Below are 16,131 nucleotides of genomic sequence, written 5' to 3' on the forward strand. Positions count from 1 at the left end.
TGTGCGCGTGGGGGTACTACATATTACTTTGTGTTACTTACTTCTTGGCTTCCCAGCCAGTCAGCTCGGCCAGGGCCTTGCCGATGTCAGCCAGGGAACGCACGGTCTTCACACCAGCGTCCTGCAGGGCGGCGAACTTCTCGTCCGCAGTGCCCTTGCCGCCGGAAATGATGGCGCCAGCGTGGCCCATGCGCTTGCCCGCAGGTGCAGTAACACCAGCGATGTAGGAAACGACTGGCTTGGTCACGTGGGCCTTGATGTAGGCTGCGGCTTCTTCTTCAGCCGAACCGCCGATCTCACCGATCATGACGATCGCTTCGGTCTTCGGGTCTTCCTGGAACAGCTTCAGGATGTCGATGAAGTTCGAGCCCGGGATCGGGTCACCGCCGATGCCGACGCAGGTCGACTGGCCGAAGCCGGCGTCGGTGGTCTGCTTCACAGCTTCGTAGGTCAGGGTGCCGGAGCGCGAAACGATACCGACCTTGCCTGGCAAGTGGATGTGGCCTGGCATGATGCCGATCTTGCACTCGCCCGGGGTGATGACACCTGGGCAGTTAGGGCCGATCAGGGTCACGCCCAGCTCGTCGCACTTGACCTTGGCATCCAGCATGTCCAGGGTAGGAATGCCTTCGGTGATGCAGACGATCAGCTTGATACCGCCGAAGGCAGCTTCCAGGATCGAGTCTTTGCAGAACGGAGCCGGAACGTAGATCACCGAAGCGTCAGCGCCGGTAGCTTCCACGGCTTCCTTGACGGTGTTGAACACCGGCAGGCCCAGGTGGGTGGTGCCACCCTTGCCCGGGGTAACGCCGCCGACCATCTTGGTGCCGTAGGCAATGGCCTGTTCGGAGTGGAAAGTACCCTGCGAGCCGGTGAAGCCCTGGCAGATGACTTTGGTGTCTTTATTGATCAGGACGCTCATTACTTGCCCTCCGCAGCTTTGACAACTTGTTGAGCAGCGTCGGTCAGGCTGGTTGCCGCAATGATGTTCAAACCGCTTTCTGCCAGTACTTTTGCGCCCAGTTCGGCGTTGTTGCCTTCAAGGCGAACGACGACCGGAACCTTGACGCCGACTTCCTTCACTGCACCGATGATGCCTTCGGCAATCATGTCGCAGCGAACGATGCCGCCGAAGATGTTGACCAGTACGGCCGCGACATTGCTGTCGGACAGAATGATCTTGAACGCTTCGGTAACGCGCTCTTTGGTAGCACCGCCGCCCACGTCGAGGAAGTTGGCTGGCTTGCCGCCGTGCAGGTTGACGATGTCCATGGTACCCATGGCCAGGCCGGCACCGTTGACCATGCAGCCGATGTTGCCTTCCAGGGCAACGTAGTTCAGTTCGAACTTGGCAGCGTGGGCTTCACGAGCGTCGTCCTGCGACGGGTCGTGGAAGGTCTTCAGCTTGGGCTGACGGTACATGGCGTTGGCGTCGATGTTGATCTTGGCATCGAGGCAGTGCAGGTCGCCGTCGGCCTTGATCACCAGCGGGTTCACTTCCAGCAGGGCCAGATCGTGATCCTTGAACAGCTTGGCCAGGCCAACGAAGATCTTGGCGAACTGTTGAACCTGCTTGCCTTCCAGGCCCAGCTGGAATGCCAGTTCACGACCCTGGAACGGCTGAGCGCCGACCAGCGGGTCGATGGTAGCCTTGAGGATCTTCTCAGGCGTTTCGTGAGCGACTTTCTCGATGTCCACGCCACCTTCGGTGGACGCCATGAACACGATACGGCGGCTCGAACGATCCACTACAGCGCCCAGGTACAGCTCTTTGGCGATGTCAGTGCAGGATTCGACCAGAATCTTGGAGACGGGTTGACCGTTGGCATCAGTCTGGTAGGTAACCAGATTCTTGCCCAACCACTGTGCAGCGAACGCCTTGGCGTCTTCCTTGCTGCGAACCAGCTTGACGCCGCCCGCTTTACCGCGACCACCAGCGTGGACCTGGGCTTTGACAACCCACTCGGAACCGCCGATCTTGTCGCAGGCTTCTGCAGCTTGCTCAGGGGTATCGACAGCGAAACCCTTGGAAACTGGCAGGCCGTACTCAGCGAACAGCTGCTTACCCTGATACTCGTGAAGATTCATGCTTTTTACCGTCTTCGTTAGGTACTGCGCTTCGGCGCTGCGCCATTACTGGCGCCGCACCACCTGTGACCGTTGACCCCGGGTTTTCCCGTGTGATCCGGTCCGGCGGACGTTCCGCGGTGAGTCATGCACGCAAGACTCACGACGGGCAGCCCGCCGTGGTTTCTTATAATTAACGCTTCTTACGGTTGGCCACGTGAATGGCGCCGCCATTCACTGCCAGCGCTGCTTCATGCAACGCTTCGGACAGGGTTGGATGGCTGAAGACCATCATGCCCAGATCCTCGGCACTGGTGCCGAATTCCATTGCGATCGCGCCCTGCTGAACCAGTTCGGCAGCCGACGGGCCAATCACGTGTACACCCAGTACGCGGTCGGTCTTGGCATCGGCGATGACCTTGACGAAACCACCGGTGTCGTTGGCCGCCATCGCACGGCCGCTGGCCGCGAACGGGAAGGTGCCTACGTTAACCTCAACACCCTCGGCCTTCAAGGCTTGTTCGGTCTTGCCGACCCACGCGATTTCCGGGTGGGTGTAGATAACCGAAGGGATCAGGTCGTAGTTCATCTGGGCCTTGTGGCCCTTGATGCGCTCGACGACCATGATGCCCTCTTCCGAGGCCTTGTGCGCCAGCATCATGCCGCGGACAACGTCGCCGATGGCATAGACGCCCGGTACGCTGGTAGCGCAGTGGTCGTCAACGAAGATGTAGCCACGCTCGTCGATGTTCACGCCGCTGTCGGAGGCCAACAGGTCGGTGGTCACCGGGCGACGGCCGACCGCGACGATCAGCTTGTCGAAGGTGATCTTCTGCTCGCCTTCGGCGTTGGTGTAGGTCACTTCGACTTCGTTGCCGTTGACTTTCGAGCCGGTGACGCGAGCGCCCAGCTTGATGTCCAGGCCTTGCTTGGTCAGGGTCTTCTGGGCTTCTTTCGACACTGCGGTGTCAGCAGCCATCAGGAAGGTGTCCAGGGCTTCCAGGACGGTGACTTCAGCACCCAGGCGAGCCCACACCGAGCCCAGCTCCAGGCCGATCACGCCAGCACCGATCACGCCCAGACGCTTGGGAACCGATTGGAATTCCAGGGCGCCGGTGGAGTCGACGATGACGTTCTGGTCGACCGGAGCCGGCGGAATGTCGATCGGACGCGAGCCGGAGGCCAGGATCACGTTCTCGGCTTCGATGATTTCGGTGGTGCCATCAGCCTTGGTGACTTCGACTTTCTTGCCAGCCAGCAGTTTGCCGTGGCCCTGGATCGAAGTGACGCCATTGGCCTTGAACAGGGTGGCAACGCCACCGGTCAGGTTCTTGACGATGCCAGCCTTGCGACCAACCATCGCGGCCACGTCCATCTTCACTTCGCCAGTGGAGATGCCGTGGACGTTGAAGCTCTCTTTGGCTTCCTTGTACTTCCAGGAGCTGTCCAGCAGCGCCTTGGACGGAATGCAACCTACGTTCAGGCAGGTGCCACCCAGGGCCAGCTTGCCCTCGGCGTCGGTGTACTTCTCGATACAGGCAGTCTTCAGACCAAGTTGGGCAGCCTTGATGGCAGCCACATAACCGCCAGGACCTGCACCAATCACCACTACGTCGAATTTCTGGGTCATAAAAGATTCCTTTTTAGCTTCAAGCGGCAAGCTGCAAGCCGCAAGTCCAGCAGGCTTCGGCTTGAAGCTTGCGGCTTGCAGCTTACAGCTGCGCGATTAGATGTCCAGCAGCAGGCGGGACGGATCTTCCAGCAGGTTCTTGATGGTGACCAGGAAGGTTACCGCTTCCTTGCCGTCGATCAGGCGGTGATCGTACGACAGCGCCAGGTACATCATCGGGCGGATTACCACTTGGCCATTGATGGCCATCGGACGCTGGATGATGTTGTGCATGCCGAGGATGGCGGCCTGCGGCGGGTTGACGATCGGGGTCGACATCATCGAGCCGAAGGTACCACCGTTGGTGATGGTGAAAGTGCCGCCGGTCATTTCTTCGATCGACAGCTTGCCGTCGCGGGCCTTCTTGCCGAAGGTGGCGATGCCGTTCTCGATTTCAGCCAGGCTCATCGATTCGGCGTTGCGCAGTACAGGCACCACCAGGCCACGGTCGCTGGAGACGGCAACGCCGACGTCGGCAAAACCGTGGTAGACGATGTCGTTGCCGTCGATCGAGGCGTTGACAGCAGGGAAACGCTTCAGCGCTTCGGTAGCGGCCTTGACGAAGAACGACATGAAGCCCAGGCGCACGCCGTTATGGGTCTTCTCGAACAGGTCCTTGTACTTCGAACGCAGGGCCATGACTTCGGTCATGTCGACTTCGTTGAAGGTGGTCAGCATCGCCATGTTGGACTGGGCTTCGACCAGACGCTCGGCGATCTTGGCACGCAGGCGGGTCATCGGCACACGCTTCTCGGTGCGATCGCCAGCAGCGGCCACAACCGGGGCGGCAGCGGCAGGCTTGGCAGCCGGAGCAGCGGCAGGCGCGGACTTCTTGTTGGCAACTGCAGCAACCACGTCTTCCTTGGTGACGCGGCCACCTTTGCCGGTACCGGCAACGGTAGCCAGGTCGATGCCGTTCTCTTCAGCCAGCTTGCGCGCGGCCGGAGCGGCAACCGGGTCGTCTTCGCCGGCATCGGCGGCAACGGCTGCCGGAGCAGCGGCGGCAGGAGCGGCAGCAGGCGCGGCGGCAGCAGCACCACCTTCCACGATCGAACCCAGCACTTCGTCGGACAGGACGGTATCGCCCTCGCCCTTGACGATGTCGCCCATCACGCCATCGGCGGTAGCCAGTACTTCCAGGACGACCTTGTCGGTCTCGATGTCGACGATCAGCTCGTCACGCTTGACGGCTTCGCCCGGCTTCTTGTGCCAGGTGGCAACGGTGCCATCGGCAACCGATTCCGGGAAGGTTGGGGCTTTGATCTCGATAGCCATTATCAGTGTTTCCTTAAATTCGGTTTCAGGTGCGCGAAGGCGTTAGACAGTGAAGGCGTCTTGCAGCAGTTTTTCCTGCTGTTCGGCATGCTTCGAAGCGTAACCACAGGCTGGCGCGGCGGAAGCGTCGCGGCCGGCGTATTCCAGGACCAGCGCCTTGTTGTGGCGGCCCAGGATACGGCGCATGTGGTGCTGGCTGCTGTACCAGGCGCCCTGGTTCATCGGCTCTTCCTGACACCAGACGGCATGCTTGAGGTTGGTGTACGGCGCCAGGATGTCGACCAGGTCGTCTTCCGGGAACGGGTACAGTTGCTCGATACGCACGATTGCGATGTCTTCGCGGCCTTCGGCACGGCGTTTTTCCAGCAGGTCGTAATAGACCTTGCCACCACACAGCACCAGGCGTTCGACCTTGGCAGGATCCAGGGTGTCGATTTCCGGGATCACGGTCTGGAACGAACCTTCTGCAAGGTCCTCCAGGGTCGAGACGGCCAGCTTGTGGCGCAGCAGCGACTTTGGCGTCAGCACGATCAGCGGCTTGCGCAGCGGACGGATGACCTGACGACGCAGCAGGTGGTAGATCTGTGCCGGGGTGGTCGGTACGCAGACCTGGATGTTGTGCTCGGCGCACAGCTGCAGGTAACGCTCCAGACGCGCGGAGGAGTGCTCCGGGCCCTGCCCTTCGTAACCGTGAGGCAGCAGCATGGTCAGACCGCACAGGCGGCCCCACTTGTGCTCACCGCTGGTGATGAACTGGTCGATCACCACCTGCGCACCGTTGGCGAAGTCGCCGAACTGGGCTTCCCAGATCACCAACGCATTCGGCGTGGTGGTCGAGTAACCGTATTCGAAGGCCAGTACCGCTTCTTCCGACAGGAAGGAGTCGTACAGGTCGAAGCGCGGCTGGCCCGGGAACAGGTTCTGCAGCGGCACGTAGGTGCTGGCGTCCTTCTGGTTGTGCAGCACCGCGTGGCGGTGCGAGAAGGTGCCACGGCCGATGTCCTGGCCGGTCATGCGGATCGGGTGACCTTCGAACTGCAGGGTGGCGTAGGCCATGGTCTCTGCGTAACCCCAGTTGATCGGCAAGCCACCGGCCTGCATCTTCTGACGGTCTTCGTAGATCTTCGACACCTGACGCTGGACGACGAAGCCTTCTGGCAGCTCGAGCAGCTTGGCCGACAGGTCCTGCAGGGTCTTGAGGTCGAAACGGGTGTCGTGACGCGCAGTCCAGGCGTGGCCCAGGTACGGACGCCAGTCGACGAACAGCTCGCGGTTCGGCTCCTTGACCAGGCTCTTGACCACGTGCAGACCGTTGTCCAGGGCATTGCGGTACTCGTCGATCTTGGCCTGGGCGCGCTCGGCATCGATGCGACCGGCCTGGATCAGCGCCTCGGCGTACAGCTCACGGGTGGTGCGCTGCTTGCTGATCTGCTGATACATCAGCGGCTGGGTACCGTTGGGCTCGTCGGCCTCGTTGTGGCCGCGACGACGGTAGCAGACCAGGTCGATGACCACGTCACGCTTGAACTGCATGCGGTAATCGATGGCCAGCTGGGTCACGAACAGCACAGCTTCCGGGTCATCGCCGTTCACGTGCAGGATCGGCGCCTGGATCATCTTGGCAACGTCGGTGGCGTACTCGGTGGAACGCGAGTCCAGCGGGTTGCTGATGGTGAAACCGACCTGGTTGTTGATCACGATGTGCACGGTGCCGCCGGTCTTGAAACCGCGGGTCTGCGACATCTGGAAGGTTTCCATGACCACGCCCTGGCCTGCGAAGGCAGCGTCACCGTGGATCGAGATCGGCAGCACCTTGTCACCGGCGGTATCGTTGCGGCGGTCCTGACGGGCGCGCACCGAACCTTCGACCACGGGGGAGACGATTTCCAGGTGGGACGGGTTGAACGCCATGGCCAGGTGAACTTCACCACCGGTGGTCATCACGTTCGAGGAGAAGCCCTGGTGATACTTCACGTCACCGGAGCCCAGCTCGTTCATCTTCTTACCTTCGAACTCGTCGAACAGCTCGCGCGGGTTCTTGCCGAAGGTGTTGACCAGCACGTTCAGACGGCCGCGGTGGGCCATGCCAATCACGACTTCCTTGGTGCCGTAGGAGCCGGAACGCTGGATCATTTCGTCCAGCATCGGGATCAGGCTTTCGCCACCCTCAAGGCCGAAACGCTTGGTGCCCGGGTACTTGGTGCCCAGGTACTTCTCGAGACCTTCACCGGCCGTCACGCGCTCGAGCAGGTGGGCCTGCACGTCGGCGGAGAAGTCCGGGCGGCCGCGCACGCTTTCCAGGCGCTGCTGGAACCAGCTGCGCTGCTCGGAATCGACGATATGGGTGAACTCGGCGCCAATGGTGCGACAATATGTCTTCTGGAGCGCCTCGACGATCTCGCGTAGGCTCGCTTCCTCTTTGCCGATGTACAGGTCGCCGGCACGGAAGGTCGTATCAAGATCGGCATTGGTCAAGCCGTAGTGATTGATCGACAGGTCTACGGGCGCAGGGCGCTGCCACAACCCCAAGGGGTCGAGCTTGGCAGCCTGATGGCCGCGCATACGATAGGCCTGGATCAGTCGCAGAACTTCAACCTGCTTCTTCTCGTGTTCACTGCTCACGCTCCCGGCAGATACCGGTTGGGCGCGGCGCTGGTTCTTTGCCAGCAGTACGAAATGGTCGCGGATTGTCGAGTGCGATACATCGGTAGCGGTGCTGCCGTCGGCGGGCAACTTCTGGAAGTAAGTGCGCCACTCTTCTGGCACAGCGTTAGGGTCGTGCAGGTAGAGTTCGTAGAGCTCTTCCACATATGCAGCGTTACCACCTGAAAGGTGGGCGCTTTCCCACATGCGCTGCATCACGCTTTCTTGCATGCTTGGTCACCCTCGGTTAGGGGACTGATCGGCGAGAGCCACAGCAAACCTGGAAAAGTCCGAACACAGCGACTGAACCACGCCACTTGGATCCTGCTGATTTTCCGGGTACCAGCCCGGAAAGCCCCTGCTGGTCTCATATCTTCATAGGTATCGAGCGCGGGCTTTTTGGGCCCTTGCTCAGGTTTTACCTCAGTGCGGGCTCACCACCCGCACCTCGGCTTACTGCAGTTACAACGCTTTGAATCAGGTGCCGCTTTGCAGCAGCATGTTACGTACGTGGCCGATTGCCTTGGTCGGGTTCAGACCCTTCGGGCAAACGTTGACGCAGTTCATGATCCCGCGGCAGCGGAAGACGCTGAACGGGTCATCCAGGGACGCCAGGCGCTCCTGGGTCTTGGTGTCACGGCTGTCGGCCAGGAAGCGATAGGCCTGCAGCAAGGCGGCGGGGCCCAGGAACTTGTCCGGGTTCCACCAGAACGATGGGCAGGAAGTCGAGCAGCAAGCGCACAGGATGCACTCGTACAGACCGTCCAGCTTGTCGCGATCTTCCGGCGACTGCAGACGCTCGATGGCCGGGGCCGGCGTGTCGTTCTGCAGGAATGGCTTCACCTTCTCGTACTGCTTGTAGAAGATGCTCATATCGACGACCAGGTCACGAATGACCGGCAGGCCAGGCAGCGGGCGCAGAACCAGCTTGTTGCCCTTGACCACGCCGGACAGCGGCGTGATGCAGGCCAGGCCGTTCTTGCCGTTCATGTTCATGCCATCGGAACCGCAAACGCCTTCACGGCAGGAGCGACGGTACGAGAAGCCCTCGTCCTTCTCCTTGATCAGCGCCAGCACGTCCAGCACCATCAGGTCCTTGCCGCCGGTATCGACGTCGAACGACTCCATCTTGGGCGCCGAGTCGGTATCCGGGTTGTAGCGATAAACTTCGACTTTCAACATAGCAGTCACCCTCAATAAGTCCGGACTTTTGGTTCGAAGGCTGGAACAGTCTTCGGCGCAAAGTTGACGCCACGCTTGGCCACGCGCTTCTCACCCGGGTAGTACAGGGTGTGGCACAGCCAGTTTTCGTCGTCACGGTCTTCGAAGTCTTCACGGGCGTGAGCGCCGCGGGACTCTTTACGGGCTTCGGCCGCGATGGCGGTAGCTTCGGCGACTTCCAACAGGTTCTGCAGCTCCAGCGCTTCGATACGCGCGGTGTTGAAGGCCTGGGACTTGTCGTTGATCTTCACGTTGGCGATGCGGTCACGCAGACCAGCCAGCTGCTCGATACCCTTCTGCATGTATTCGCCAGTACGGAATACACCGAAGTAGTTCTGCATGCAGCTTTGCAGCTCACGCTTGAGGCTTGCGACGTCTTCGCCAGTGGTACGCTCGTTGAGCTTGTTCAGGCGGTTCAGGGCGACGTCGACATCGGTATCGCTGGCATCGCGGTACTCGACGCCTTCGCTCAGCGCCTTCTCCAGGTGCAGGCCGGCGGCGCGGCCGAATACGACCAGGTCGAGCAGCGAGTTACCGCCCAGGCGGTTGGCACCGTGAACCGATACGCACGCCACTTCACCCACGGCGAACAAGCCCGGAATGATGTGATCCTTGCCTTCGGCGTCCATGGTGATGGCCTGGCCATGGATGTTGGTGGCAACACCACCCATCATGTAGTGGCAGGTCGGCACGACCGGCACCGGCGCTACAACCGGGTCGACGTGAGCGAAGGTCTTGGACAGTTCGCAGATGCCTGGCAGGCGGCTGTGCAGCACTTCCTCGCCCAGGTGGTCCAGCTTCAGCAGTACGTGGTCCTTGTTCGGGCCCACGCCGTTGCCAGCGATGATCTCTTTGACCATGGAACGGGCGACCACGTCGCGGCCGGCCAGGTCTTTGGCGTTCGGAGCATAACGCTCCATGAAACGCTCGCCGTGGGCGTTGATCAGGTAGCCACCCTCACCGCGGCAACCCTCGGTGACCAGTACACCAGCGCCGGCGATGCCGGTCGGGTGGAACTGCCACATTTCGATGTCCTGCACCGGCACACCGGCACGCAGGGCCATGCCGACGCCGTCACCGGTGTTGATCAGGGCGTTGGTGGTCGAGGCGTAGATACGGCCCGCACCGCCAGTGGCCAATACGGTGGCCTTGGACTTGATGTACAGGGTTTCGCCGGTTTCGATGCAGATCGCGATCACACCCACGAACGCGCCGTCCTGGTTTTTCACCAGATCGACAGCGTAGTACTCGTTCAGGAAGGTGGTGCCCGCTTTCAGGTTGCCCTGATAGAGGGTGTGCAGCAGCGCGTGACCGGTACGGTCGGAAGCAGCACAGGTACGTGCAGCCTGGCCGCCCTTGCCGAAGTCCTTGGACTGGCCGCCGAACGGACGCTGATAGATGCGGCCGGTTTCGGTGCGCGAGAACGGCAGGCCCATGTGGTCCAGCTCGAAGACCGCAGCAGGGCCTTCCTGACACATGTATTCGATAGCGTCCTGGTCACCGATGTAGTCGGAACCTTTGACGGTATCGTACATGTGCCAGCGCCAGTCGTCGTTCGGGTCGGCCGAAGCGATGGCGCAGGTGATGCCGCCCTGGGCGGAAACAGTGTGCGAACGGGTCGGGAAGACCTTGGTGACCACGGCAGTCTTGTGACCGCCCTGGGCCAGCTGCAGCGCTGCGCGCATGCCGGCGCCGCCGCCACCGATGATGATGGCGTCGAAGGAAATGGTTGGAATGCTAGCCATGGATCAGATACCCCAGAGAATCTGCACACCCCAGACGAAGTAAGCGAACATCGCAACGCCGCATACCGCCTGGAACAGGAAACGAATCGCAGTTGCCGACTTGCCGAACGACATTGGCGTCAGGTAGTCGGTTGCAATGGTCCACATGCCGACCCAGGCGTGAGCGCCCAGGGCAACGAGGGCCAGCAGACTGAAGATCCGCATCGCGTTATTGGAGAACAGACCATGCCACTGGGTGTAGTCGATGCCTGGGTGGGCGACCACGTAGCCGATCAGGAAGAGAAAGTAAGCCGCGAGAACGACCGCCGAGACGCGCTGCGCCATCCAGTCATAGAGGCCCGAACGCGACAGGTTCGTGACATTGGTTACCATACCCAAACTCCCACCAGAACGATCAGCACCACGGAGATGACGATCACGATTTTCGAGCCCAGCTTGCCGCCTTCCAGCGTCTCACCGATACCCATGTCCATGATCAGGTGACGCACACCTGCCACGAGGTGATAAAGCAGGGCGGATAGCAGGCCCCAGGTCACGAACTTGGCCAGCGGGCTGGTCAGACACGCCTTCACCTCACCGAAGCCTTCCTCGGAACCCAGCGACTTGCCCAGTGCATAAAGCATGATGGCAAGGCCGAGGAACAGGATGACGCCGGAGATACGGTGCAGGATGGACGTGTACGCTGTGACAGGGAGCTTGATGGTCCTTAGGTCTAGGTTTACAGGTCGTTGGCTTTTCACGGCTTTTTTCACACTGAAGAGCCCCTAGCGAATCAGGGCAAAGTTGTTGGTAAGTGTACTGGTCAGGTACCCACCACCCAGGGAACGGCGACCCCCAGCAGTTCGGGCTTGCAAGCCCCTGGCGGTCGGGTGCCGAGTATAGACAGTTAGGCTGCTTATGACAACGTGACGGGGTAGCCCAAATAGCGCATTGCCTTTAGCGAGCAAAAGGCGTAAATGGGCGAGAATTTCGTGAAAAATCAGGCCTCAGAGCGGGTTTCAACCAGCCTTTAGGCAAATTGACATTCGAATTTACTTCTCTATAGTGGTGCGGGCCCTGCGTGGGGGGTCTGTCTGATGATTTCAAGCATTAATAGGAGGCCACATGGCTGACAAAAAAGCGCAGTTGGTCATCGAGGGCGCTGCCCCCGTCGAGCTGCCCATTTTAACCGGCACCGTTGGTCCTGATGTAATCGACGTCCGCGGGTTGGGGGCCACTGGTCACTTCACCTTCGACCCAGGTTTCATGGCGACCGCTTCGTGCGAGTCGAAGATCACCTACATCGACGGCGACAAGGGCGTGCTGCTGCACCGCGGCTACCCCATCGAACAGCTCGCCGAGCAATCGGACTACCTGGAAACCTGCTACCTGCTGCTCAACGGCGAACTGCCCAATGCCGAGCAGAAGGCCCAGTTCGTCAGCACCGTCAAGAACCACACCATGGTTCATGAGCAGCTGAAGTCCTTCTTCAACGGTTTCCGCCGCGACGCCCACCCGATGGCCGTAATGTGCGGAGTAGTCGGCGCCCTGTCGGCGTTCTACCACGACTCGCTGGACATCAATAACCCGCAACACCGCGAAATTTCCGCGGTGCGCCTGGTCGCCAAGATGCCGACCCTGGCCGCGATGGTTTACAAGTACTCCATGGGCCAGCCGATGATGTACCCGCGCAACGACCTGTCGTACGCGGAAAACTTCCTGCACATGATGTTCAACACCCCGTGCGAGATCAAACCGATCAGCCCGGTGCTGGCCAAGGCAATGGACAAGATCTTCATCCTCCATGCCGATCACGAGCAGAACGCCTCCACCTCCACCGTCCGCCTGGCCGGCTCTTCGGGCGCCAACCCGTTCGCCTGTATCGCCGCCGGTATCGCCGCACTGTGGGGCCCTGCCCACGGCGGTGCGAACGAAGCCGTGCTGACCATGCTCGATGAAATTGGCGATGTCTCGAACATCGACAAGTACATTGCCAAGGCCAAGGACAAGAACGACCCGTTCAAGCTGATGGGCTTCGGTCACCGCGTGTACAAGAACCGCGACCCGCGCGCCACCGTGATGAAGAAAACCTGCGACGAAGTCCTGGGCGAACTCGGCATCAAGAACGACCCGCAGCTGGAACTGGCGATGCGCCTGGAAGAGATCGCGCTCACCGATCCGTACTTCATCGAGCGCTCGCTGTACCCGAACGTCGACTTCTACTCGGGCATCATCCTGAAGGCGATCGGCATCCCGACCAGCATGTTCACCGTGATCTTCGCCCTGGCACGTACCGTGGGCTGGATCTCGCACTGGAAAGAAATGCTTTCCAGCCCGTACAAGATTGGCCGCCCGCGCCAGCTGTACACCGGCGAACTGCCGCGTGACATCGTTGAGCTGAAGGACCGCAAGTAAGCTTTTGAAGCCGAACGCAAAAGGCTGCCCTCGGGCAGCCTTTTTCATTGCTTTGCCCCTGCCCTGGCTTCAGTTCTTCTCTGCCCGCTCACGCAAGCTTTTCAGGGTATTGAACGGCGCATCCACTACAAACTTGTTGGCTACCATCGCAGGCACACTGCCACCCGGCTCGGTATGTACCTGATAGGTCACTTCTGTACTCTCCCCTTTGGGCACCAACTTCCAGAAGCCTTCGACTTTCGCCACCCGAACATACCCCTTCTCTTCGGGCAAATAGGTCGGCTCTTCCTTGAGGTTACGCGTCAGGCTGCCATCAGCGCTTTTGACGGTAGTGACATGCAACACCGAATCGCGCGGCGTTACCGGCCAAGGCGTGTTGAACTGGGTGTAGGTCCAGCTCTGATCACCTTCATGCTTGAGCAGCTTCTGAGACTTGCACTCATGTATCCAGGTGCATGCGCCTGCCACGTCTTCCTGCAATGCCTGCACCTTGGCCAAAGGCGCCTTGATCAAGGTCACACCACGGTAGGCCTTGTACTTGGAACCCGGCACTTCACTGAGAGAGACCTTGATCCCCTCCTCGTCCTTGGCCACTTGCCAGTTCTCGGCCCAAGCCACAGGCGCCATCAGCAAGCCCACGCCACACAGCAGTGCAATACGCTTGAACGATCTCATCATCTTTATCCTTGTTGTCGAAGATCCAGCCTTGTCACGCCGCCGTCATCTGCTCCCACCAACCGAGAATCCTGATTGCCTCGTCGCGATCATTGCCGCACACCTCGATATCCGCCTTGAACCCACCACAGACCGCCGGCCGCTCGGGCTTGCCGAACAGGTCGCAGAGGTTGTCGGCGGTCAGGTGCAGGCAGCGCATGCCAGCCGGCTTGCCATCCGGCATGCGTGGCATTGCGGAAGTGATGGACGGGGCGATGCAGCAGGCACCGCAACCCTCACGGCATTTCATGAAATCAGAACCCCCTGAAACAAAACGGGACGAACGTCCCCGGATACTAACCGCTCAAACATACGTTTGAAATTGCTGGCCCGATGAAATCTGCAGTGACCCGGCAGTCAGTTCGCCCAGGCTATTGGCGGAACTCAAACTCGATCGCCGCCCCTTCCACATCACGCCGGCTGTCATTGCGCAACTGCAGCTGCATCTCGTTGCTGATCAAGCGACCATTGAGCTGGAACGGGCTGTCACCGGCGTGCGGTTTGTCCGTAAACATGGCCGGCAGCAAGGGTTTTCGGCGCACGGCCGAACTGCCGACGCTGGGCTCAAGCTGGTTGACCATCTCGGCAGGCAGGCTCAGATCCAGGTGCGCCGCGGGCAATTGCTGGGTTGCCGCCTTGCTGGCTGGCTTGTGCGCAGGCGACGCCTTGGCGTTGTCCGCTTTGGCAGGCTGCGCAGCGTGGGCCACACCAGAGGTCAAACACACTGGCGTGAGGCAAAAAACCAGGGCAATACGACGCAACAGTTTCATGGACATCGATAGGCAGGCTTCAAGAGTGCGTATGCTCTCTGTTCCGCCTGCGCCTGGCAAGCCTTACAAAAGCGCAGTTACAGACTCCCTGCACAATTGCTGGGCCAGCATGCCCAGCGTCATCACCGCCCGTTCGGCTTCCTTGTTCCATGGAATACCGCAGTTGAGACGGATGCAGTGGTTGAACTGCTCGGTATTACTGAAGATAAGCCCAGGGGCGATACTGATCCCCTGCTCCAGCGCACGCACATGCAGCTCTTGAGTGTTGACCCGCCCCGGCAGGCTGACCCACAGAATGAAGCCGCCCGTGGGCCGGGTCATCTGCGTACCCTCGGGAAAGTGCTGTTGCACAGCCAACTGGTAGGCACTGAGGTTCTTGCGGTACTCCTGGCGGATATACCGCAGGTGGCGATCATAGCCACCGTTCTCCAGGTAAGCCGCCACCCCCATCTGCGTGACACTGCAGGCCGAGTGGGTGGTGAAGGTCTGCAGCCGCTGGATTTCGTCCTGGTATCGCCCCGCTACCATCCAGCCAACGCGCACGCCAGGTGACAATGTCTTGGAAAAGCTCGAGCAGTAGATCACACGGTCCAGCCGGTCGAATGCCTTGAGCGCTTTGGTCTTGCCCTGCTCGAACATCAACTCGCCATAGATGTCGTCCTCGACGATCTGGATGTCGAAGTCCGAAGCCAGGCGCAACAACTGCTTCTGCCGCTCTTCGGGGATAGTGCCGCCCAGCGGGTTGCTAAGGCGTGTGGTCAGTACCAGCGCCTTGATCGACCATTGATTGGCCGCCAGTTGCAGCGCTTCCAGACTGATGCCGGTGGACGGGTCGCTGGGGATCTCGATCACCTTCAGCCCGAGCAAATCAGCCAGCTGCAGCAGGCCGTAATAGGTGGGCGACTCCGCAGCAATCAGATCCCCCGGGCGGGTCAGTACGCGCAGTGACATTTGCAGGGCATCGACACAGCCATGGGTAACGATCACTTCACTGGGATCGACCAGCACGCCCGCATCACGCATGCGGATAGCGATCTGCCGGCGCAACGGCTCGAAGCCCGGGCTGAACATGTAGCTGAAAGCACGCGGGCTGTGAAAACGGGTGACCTTGGCAATCTGCTGATGCAAGGCCCGCACCGGCAAGTAGTCGACATGAGGAACGGCGGCACCGAACGCAAACACGCCATCACGACGGGCCTCGGTCAGCACCTGCTGGATGATGCTCGCGCGGGTGACCAGGCCAGGGCGCTCGACTCTGGCAATATCCGGCGTCTGCGCAGTCAACGCCGGGGTCTGGTGCACGTAGTAGCCAGACTGCGGCCGGGCGCGGATCAGCCCCTGGTCTTCGAGATTGGCATAGGCCTGCAGTACCGTGGCATGGCTGACGTTGAGCTGGGCGCTCATCTTGCGCACGGACGGCACGCGCTCGCCTGGCTGATAGACACCACGGCGGATGTCATCGGCCAGTTGCTGGGCGATACGCTGATACAGCAGCAGGTTGGTCATGGCGATATCTCGACGCGCGGACGGCTCATTGTTCTTGTACGACTCACTTACGGTAGAGGATACCGTAACAGTTGCAAAGTGTACTGGGACAGATTGCACAATAGTCGACATTACAGTGGCGTGGCCG

General features: G+C 60.6%; 14 protein-coding genes. 1 reads left to right on the plus strand and 13 read right to left on the minus strand.

Annotated elements, in window-relative coordinates:
• Positions 1–37: 37 nt before the first annotated feature.
• The 9 genes from sucD to sdhC form a co-directional block, all read right to left on the minus strand.
• Complete coding sequence (sucD, locus tag ACMGF5_RS00410) at positions 38–922, minus strand: succinate--CoA ligase subunit alpha (RefSeq protein ID WP_003254203.1); 885 nt, start codon at positions 920–922, stop codon at positions 38–40.
• Positions 922–2,088 carry an ADP-forming succinate--CoA ligase subunit beta gene (sucC, locus tag ACMGF5_RS00415; protein ID WP_011534748.1) on the minus strand — a complete coding sequence of 389 codons (1,167 nt, stop codon included), beginning with the start codon at positions 2,086–2,088 and terminating at the stop codon, positions 922–924. The genes sucD and sucC overlap by 1 nt, the downstream gene beginning before the upstream one ends.
• A 172-nt stretch (positions 2,089–2,260) precedes the next feature.
• On the minus strand, positions 2,261–3,697 hold the full coding sequence (gene lpdA / locus ACMGF5_RS00420; RefSeq protein ID WP_039602469.1) for a dihydrolipoyl dehydrogenase: 1,437 nt from the start codon (positions 3,695–3,697) through the stop codon (positions 2,261–2,263).
• Positions 3,698–3,793: 96 nt separating this feature from the next.
• Positions 3,794–5,011, minus strand: coding sequence for a 2-oxoglutarate dehydrogenase complex dihydrolipoyllysine-residue succinyltransferase (gene odhB, locus ACMGF5_RS00425; protein ID WP_039602468.1), 1,218 nt, complete (start codon positions 5,009–5,011; stop codon positions 3,794–3,796).
• A gap of 42 nt (positions 5,012–5,053) precedes the next feature.
• Positions 5,054–7,885 (minus strand): 2-oxoglutarate dehydrogenase E1 component, encoded by a 2,832-nt coding sequence (locus ACMGF5_RS00430; protein WP_012315347.1) that lies wholly within the window; start codon positions 7,883–7,885, stop codon positions 5,054–5,056.
• Between the two features lie 246 nt (positions 7,886–8,131).
• Positions 8,132–8,836: a succinate dehydrogenase iron-sulfur subunit gene (locus ACMGF5_RS00435; protein ID WP_012315348.1), complete on the minus strand. Its 705-nt coding sequence runs from the start codon at positions 8,834–8,836 to the stop codon at positions 8,132–8,134.
• A gap of 11 nt (positions 8,837–8,847) precedes the next feature.
• The gene (gene sdhA, locus ACMGF5_RS00440) at positions 8,848–10,620 is read right to left on the minus strand and encodes a succinate dehydrogenase flavoprotein subunit (RefSeq protein ID WP_012315349.1); all 1,773 of its coding nucleotides are present in this window, start codon (positions 10,618–10,620) and stop codon (positions 8,848–8,850) included.
• Positions 10,621–10,623: 3 nt separating this feature from the next.
• Positions 10,624–10,992: a succinate dehydrogenase, hydrophobic membrane anchor protein gene (gene sdhD / locus ACMGF5_RS00445; RefSeq protein ID WP_003254214.1), complete on the minus strand. Its 369-nt coding sequence runs from the start codon at positions 10,990–10,992 to the stop codon at positions 10,624–10,626.
• Positions 10,986–11,372 carry a succinate dehydrogenase, cytochrome b556 subunit gene (gene sdhC / locus ACMGF5_RS00450; RefSeq protein ID WP_012315350.1) on the minus strand — a complete coding sequence of 129 codons (387 nt, stop codon included), beginning with the start codon at positions 11,370–11,372 and terminating at the stop codon, positions 10,986–10,988. Before sdhC ends, sdhD begins: the two co-directional genes overlap by 7 nt.
• A gap of 352 nt (positions 11,373–11,724) precedes the next feature.
• Here sdhC and gltA point away from each other — a divergent pair, with 352 nt between their 5' ends.
• Positions 11,725–13,014, plus strand: a complete 1,290-nt coding sequence (gene gltA / locus ACMGF5_RS00455) for a citrate synthase (protein WP_115274279.1) — start codon at positions 11,725–11,727, stop codon at positions 13,012–13,014.
• 69 nt (positions 13,015–13,083) lie between these two features.
• Here the strand turns inward: gltA and ACMGF5_RS00460 are convergent, their stop codons facing one another.
• From ACMGF5_RS00460 to ACMGF5_RS00475, 4 genes are all read right to left on the minus strand, one after another.
• A complete protein-coding gene (locus ACMGF5_RS00460) occupies positions 13,084–13,689 on the minus strand; it encodes an START domain-containing protein (RefSeq protein ID WP_281869534.1) in 606 nt (201 codons plus the stop codon).
• 34 nt (positions 13,690–13,723) lie between these two features.
• On the minus strand, positions 13,724–13,978 hold the full coding sequence (locus ACMGF5_RS00465) for a YkgJ family cysteine cluster protein (protein WP_012315353.1): 255 nt from the start codon (positions 13,976–13,978) through the stop codon (positions 13,724–13,726).
• 121 nt (positions 13,979–14,099) lie between these two features.
• Positions 14,100–14,498, minus strand: coding sequence for a hypothetical protein (locus ACMGF5_RS00470; RefSeq protein WP_281869535.1), 399 nt, complete (start codon positions 14,496–14,498; stop codon positions 14,100–14,102).
• Between the two features lie 63 nt (positions 14,499–14,561).
• Entirely contained in the window at positions 14,562–16,004 is a 1,443-nt protein-coding gene (locus ACMGF5_RS00475; RefSeq protein WP_046785252.1) for a PLP-dependent aminotransferase family protein, read from the minus strand.
• Positions 16,005–16,131 lie beyond the last annotated feature (127 nt).

The sequence above is a fragment of the Pseudomonas sp. BNK-15 genome (genome assembly GCF_047456105.1).
In the GTDB taxonomy this organism is placed as follows: domain Bacteria; phylum Pseudomonadota; class Gammaproteobacteria; order Pseudomonadales; family Pseudomonadaceae; genus Aquipseudomonas; species Aquipseudomonas putida_E.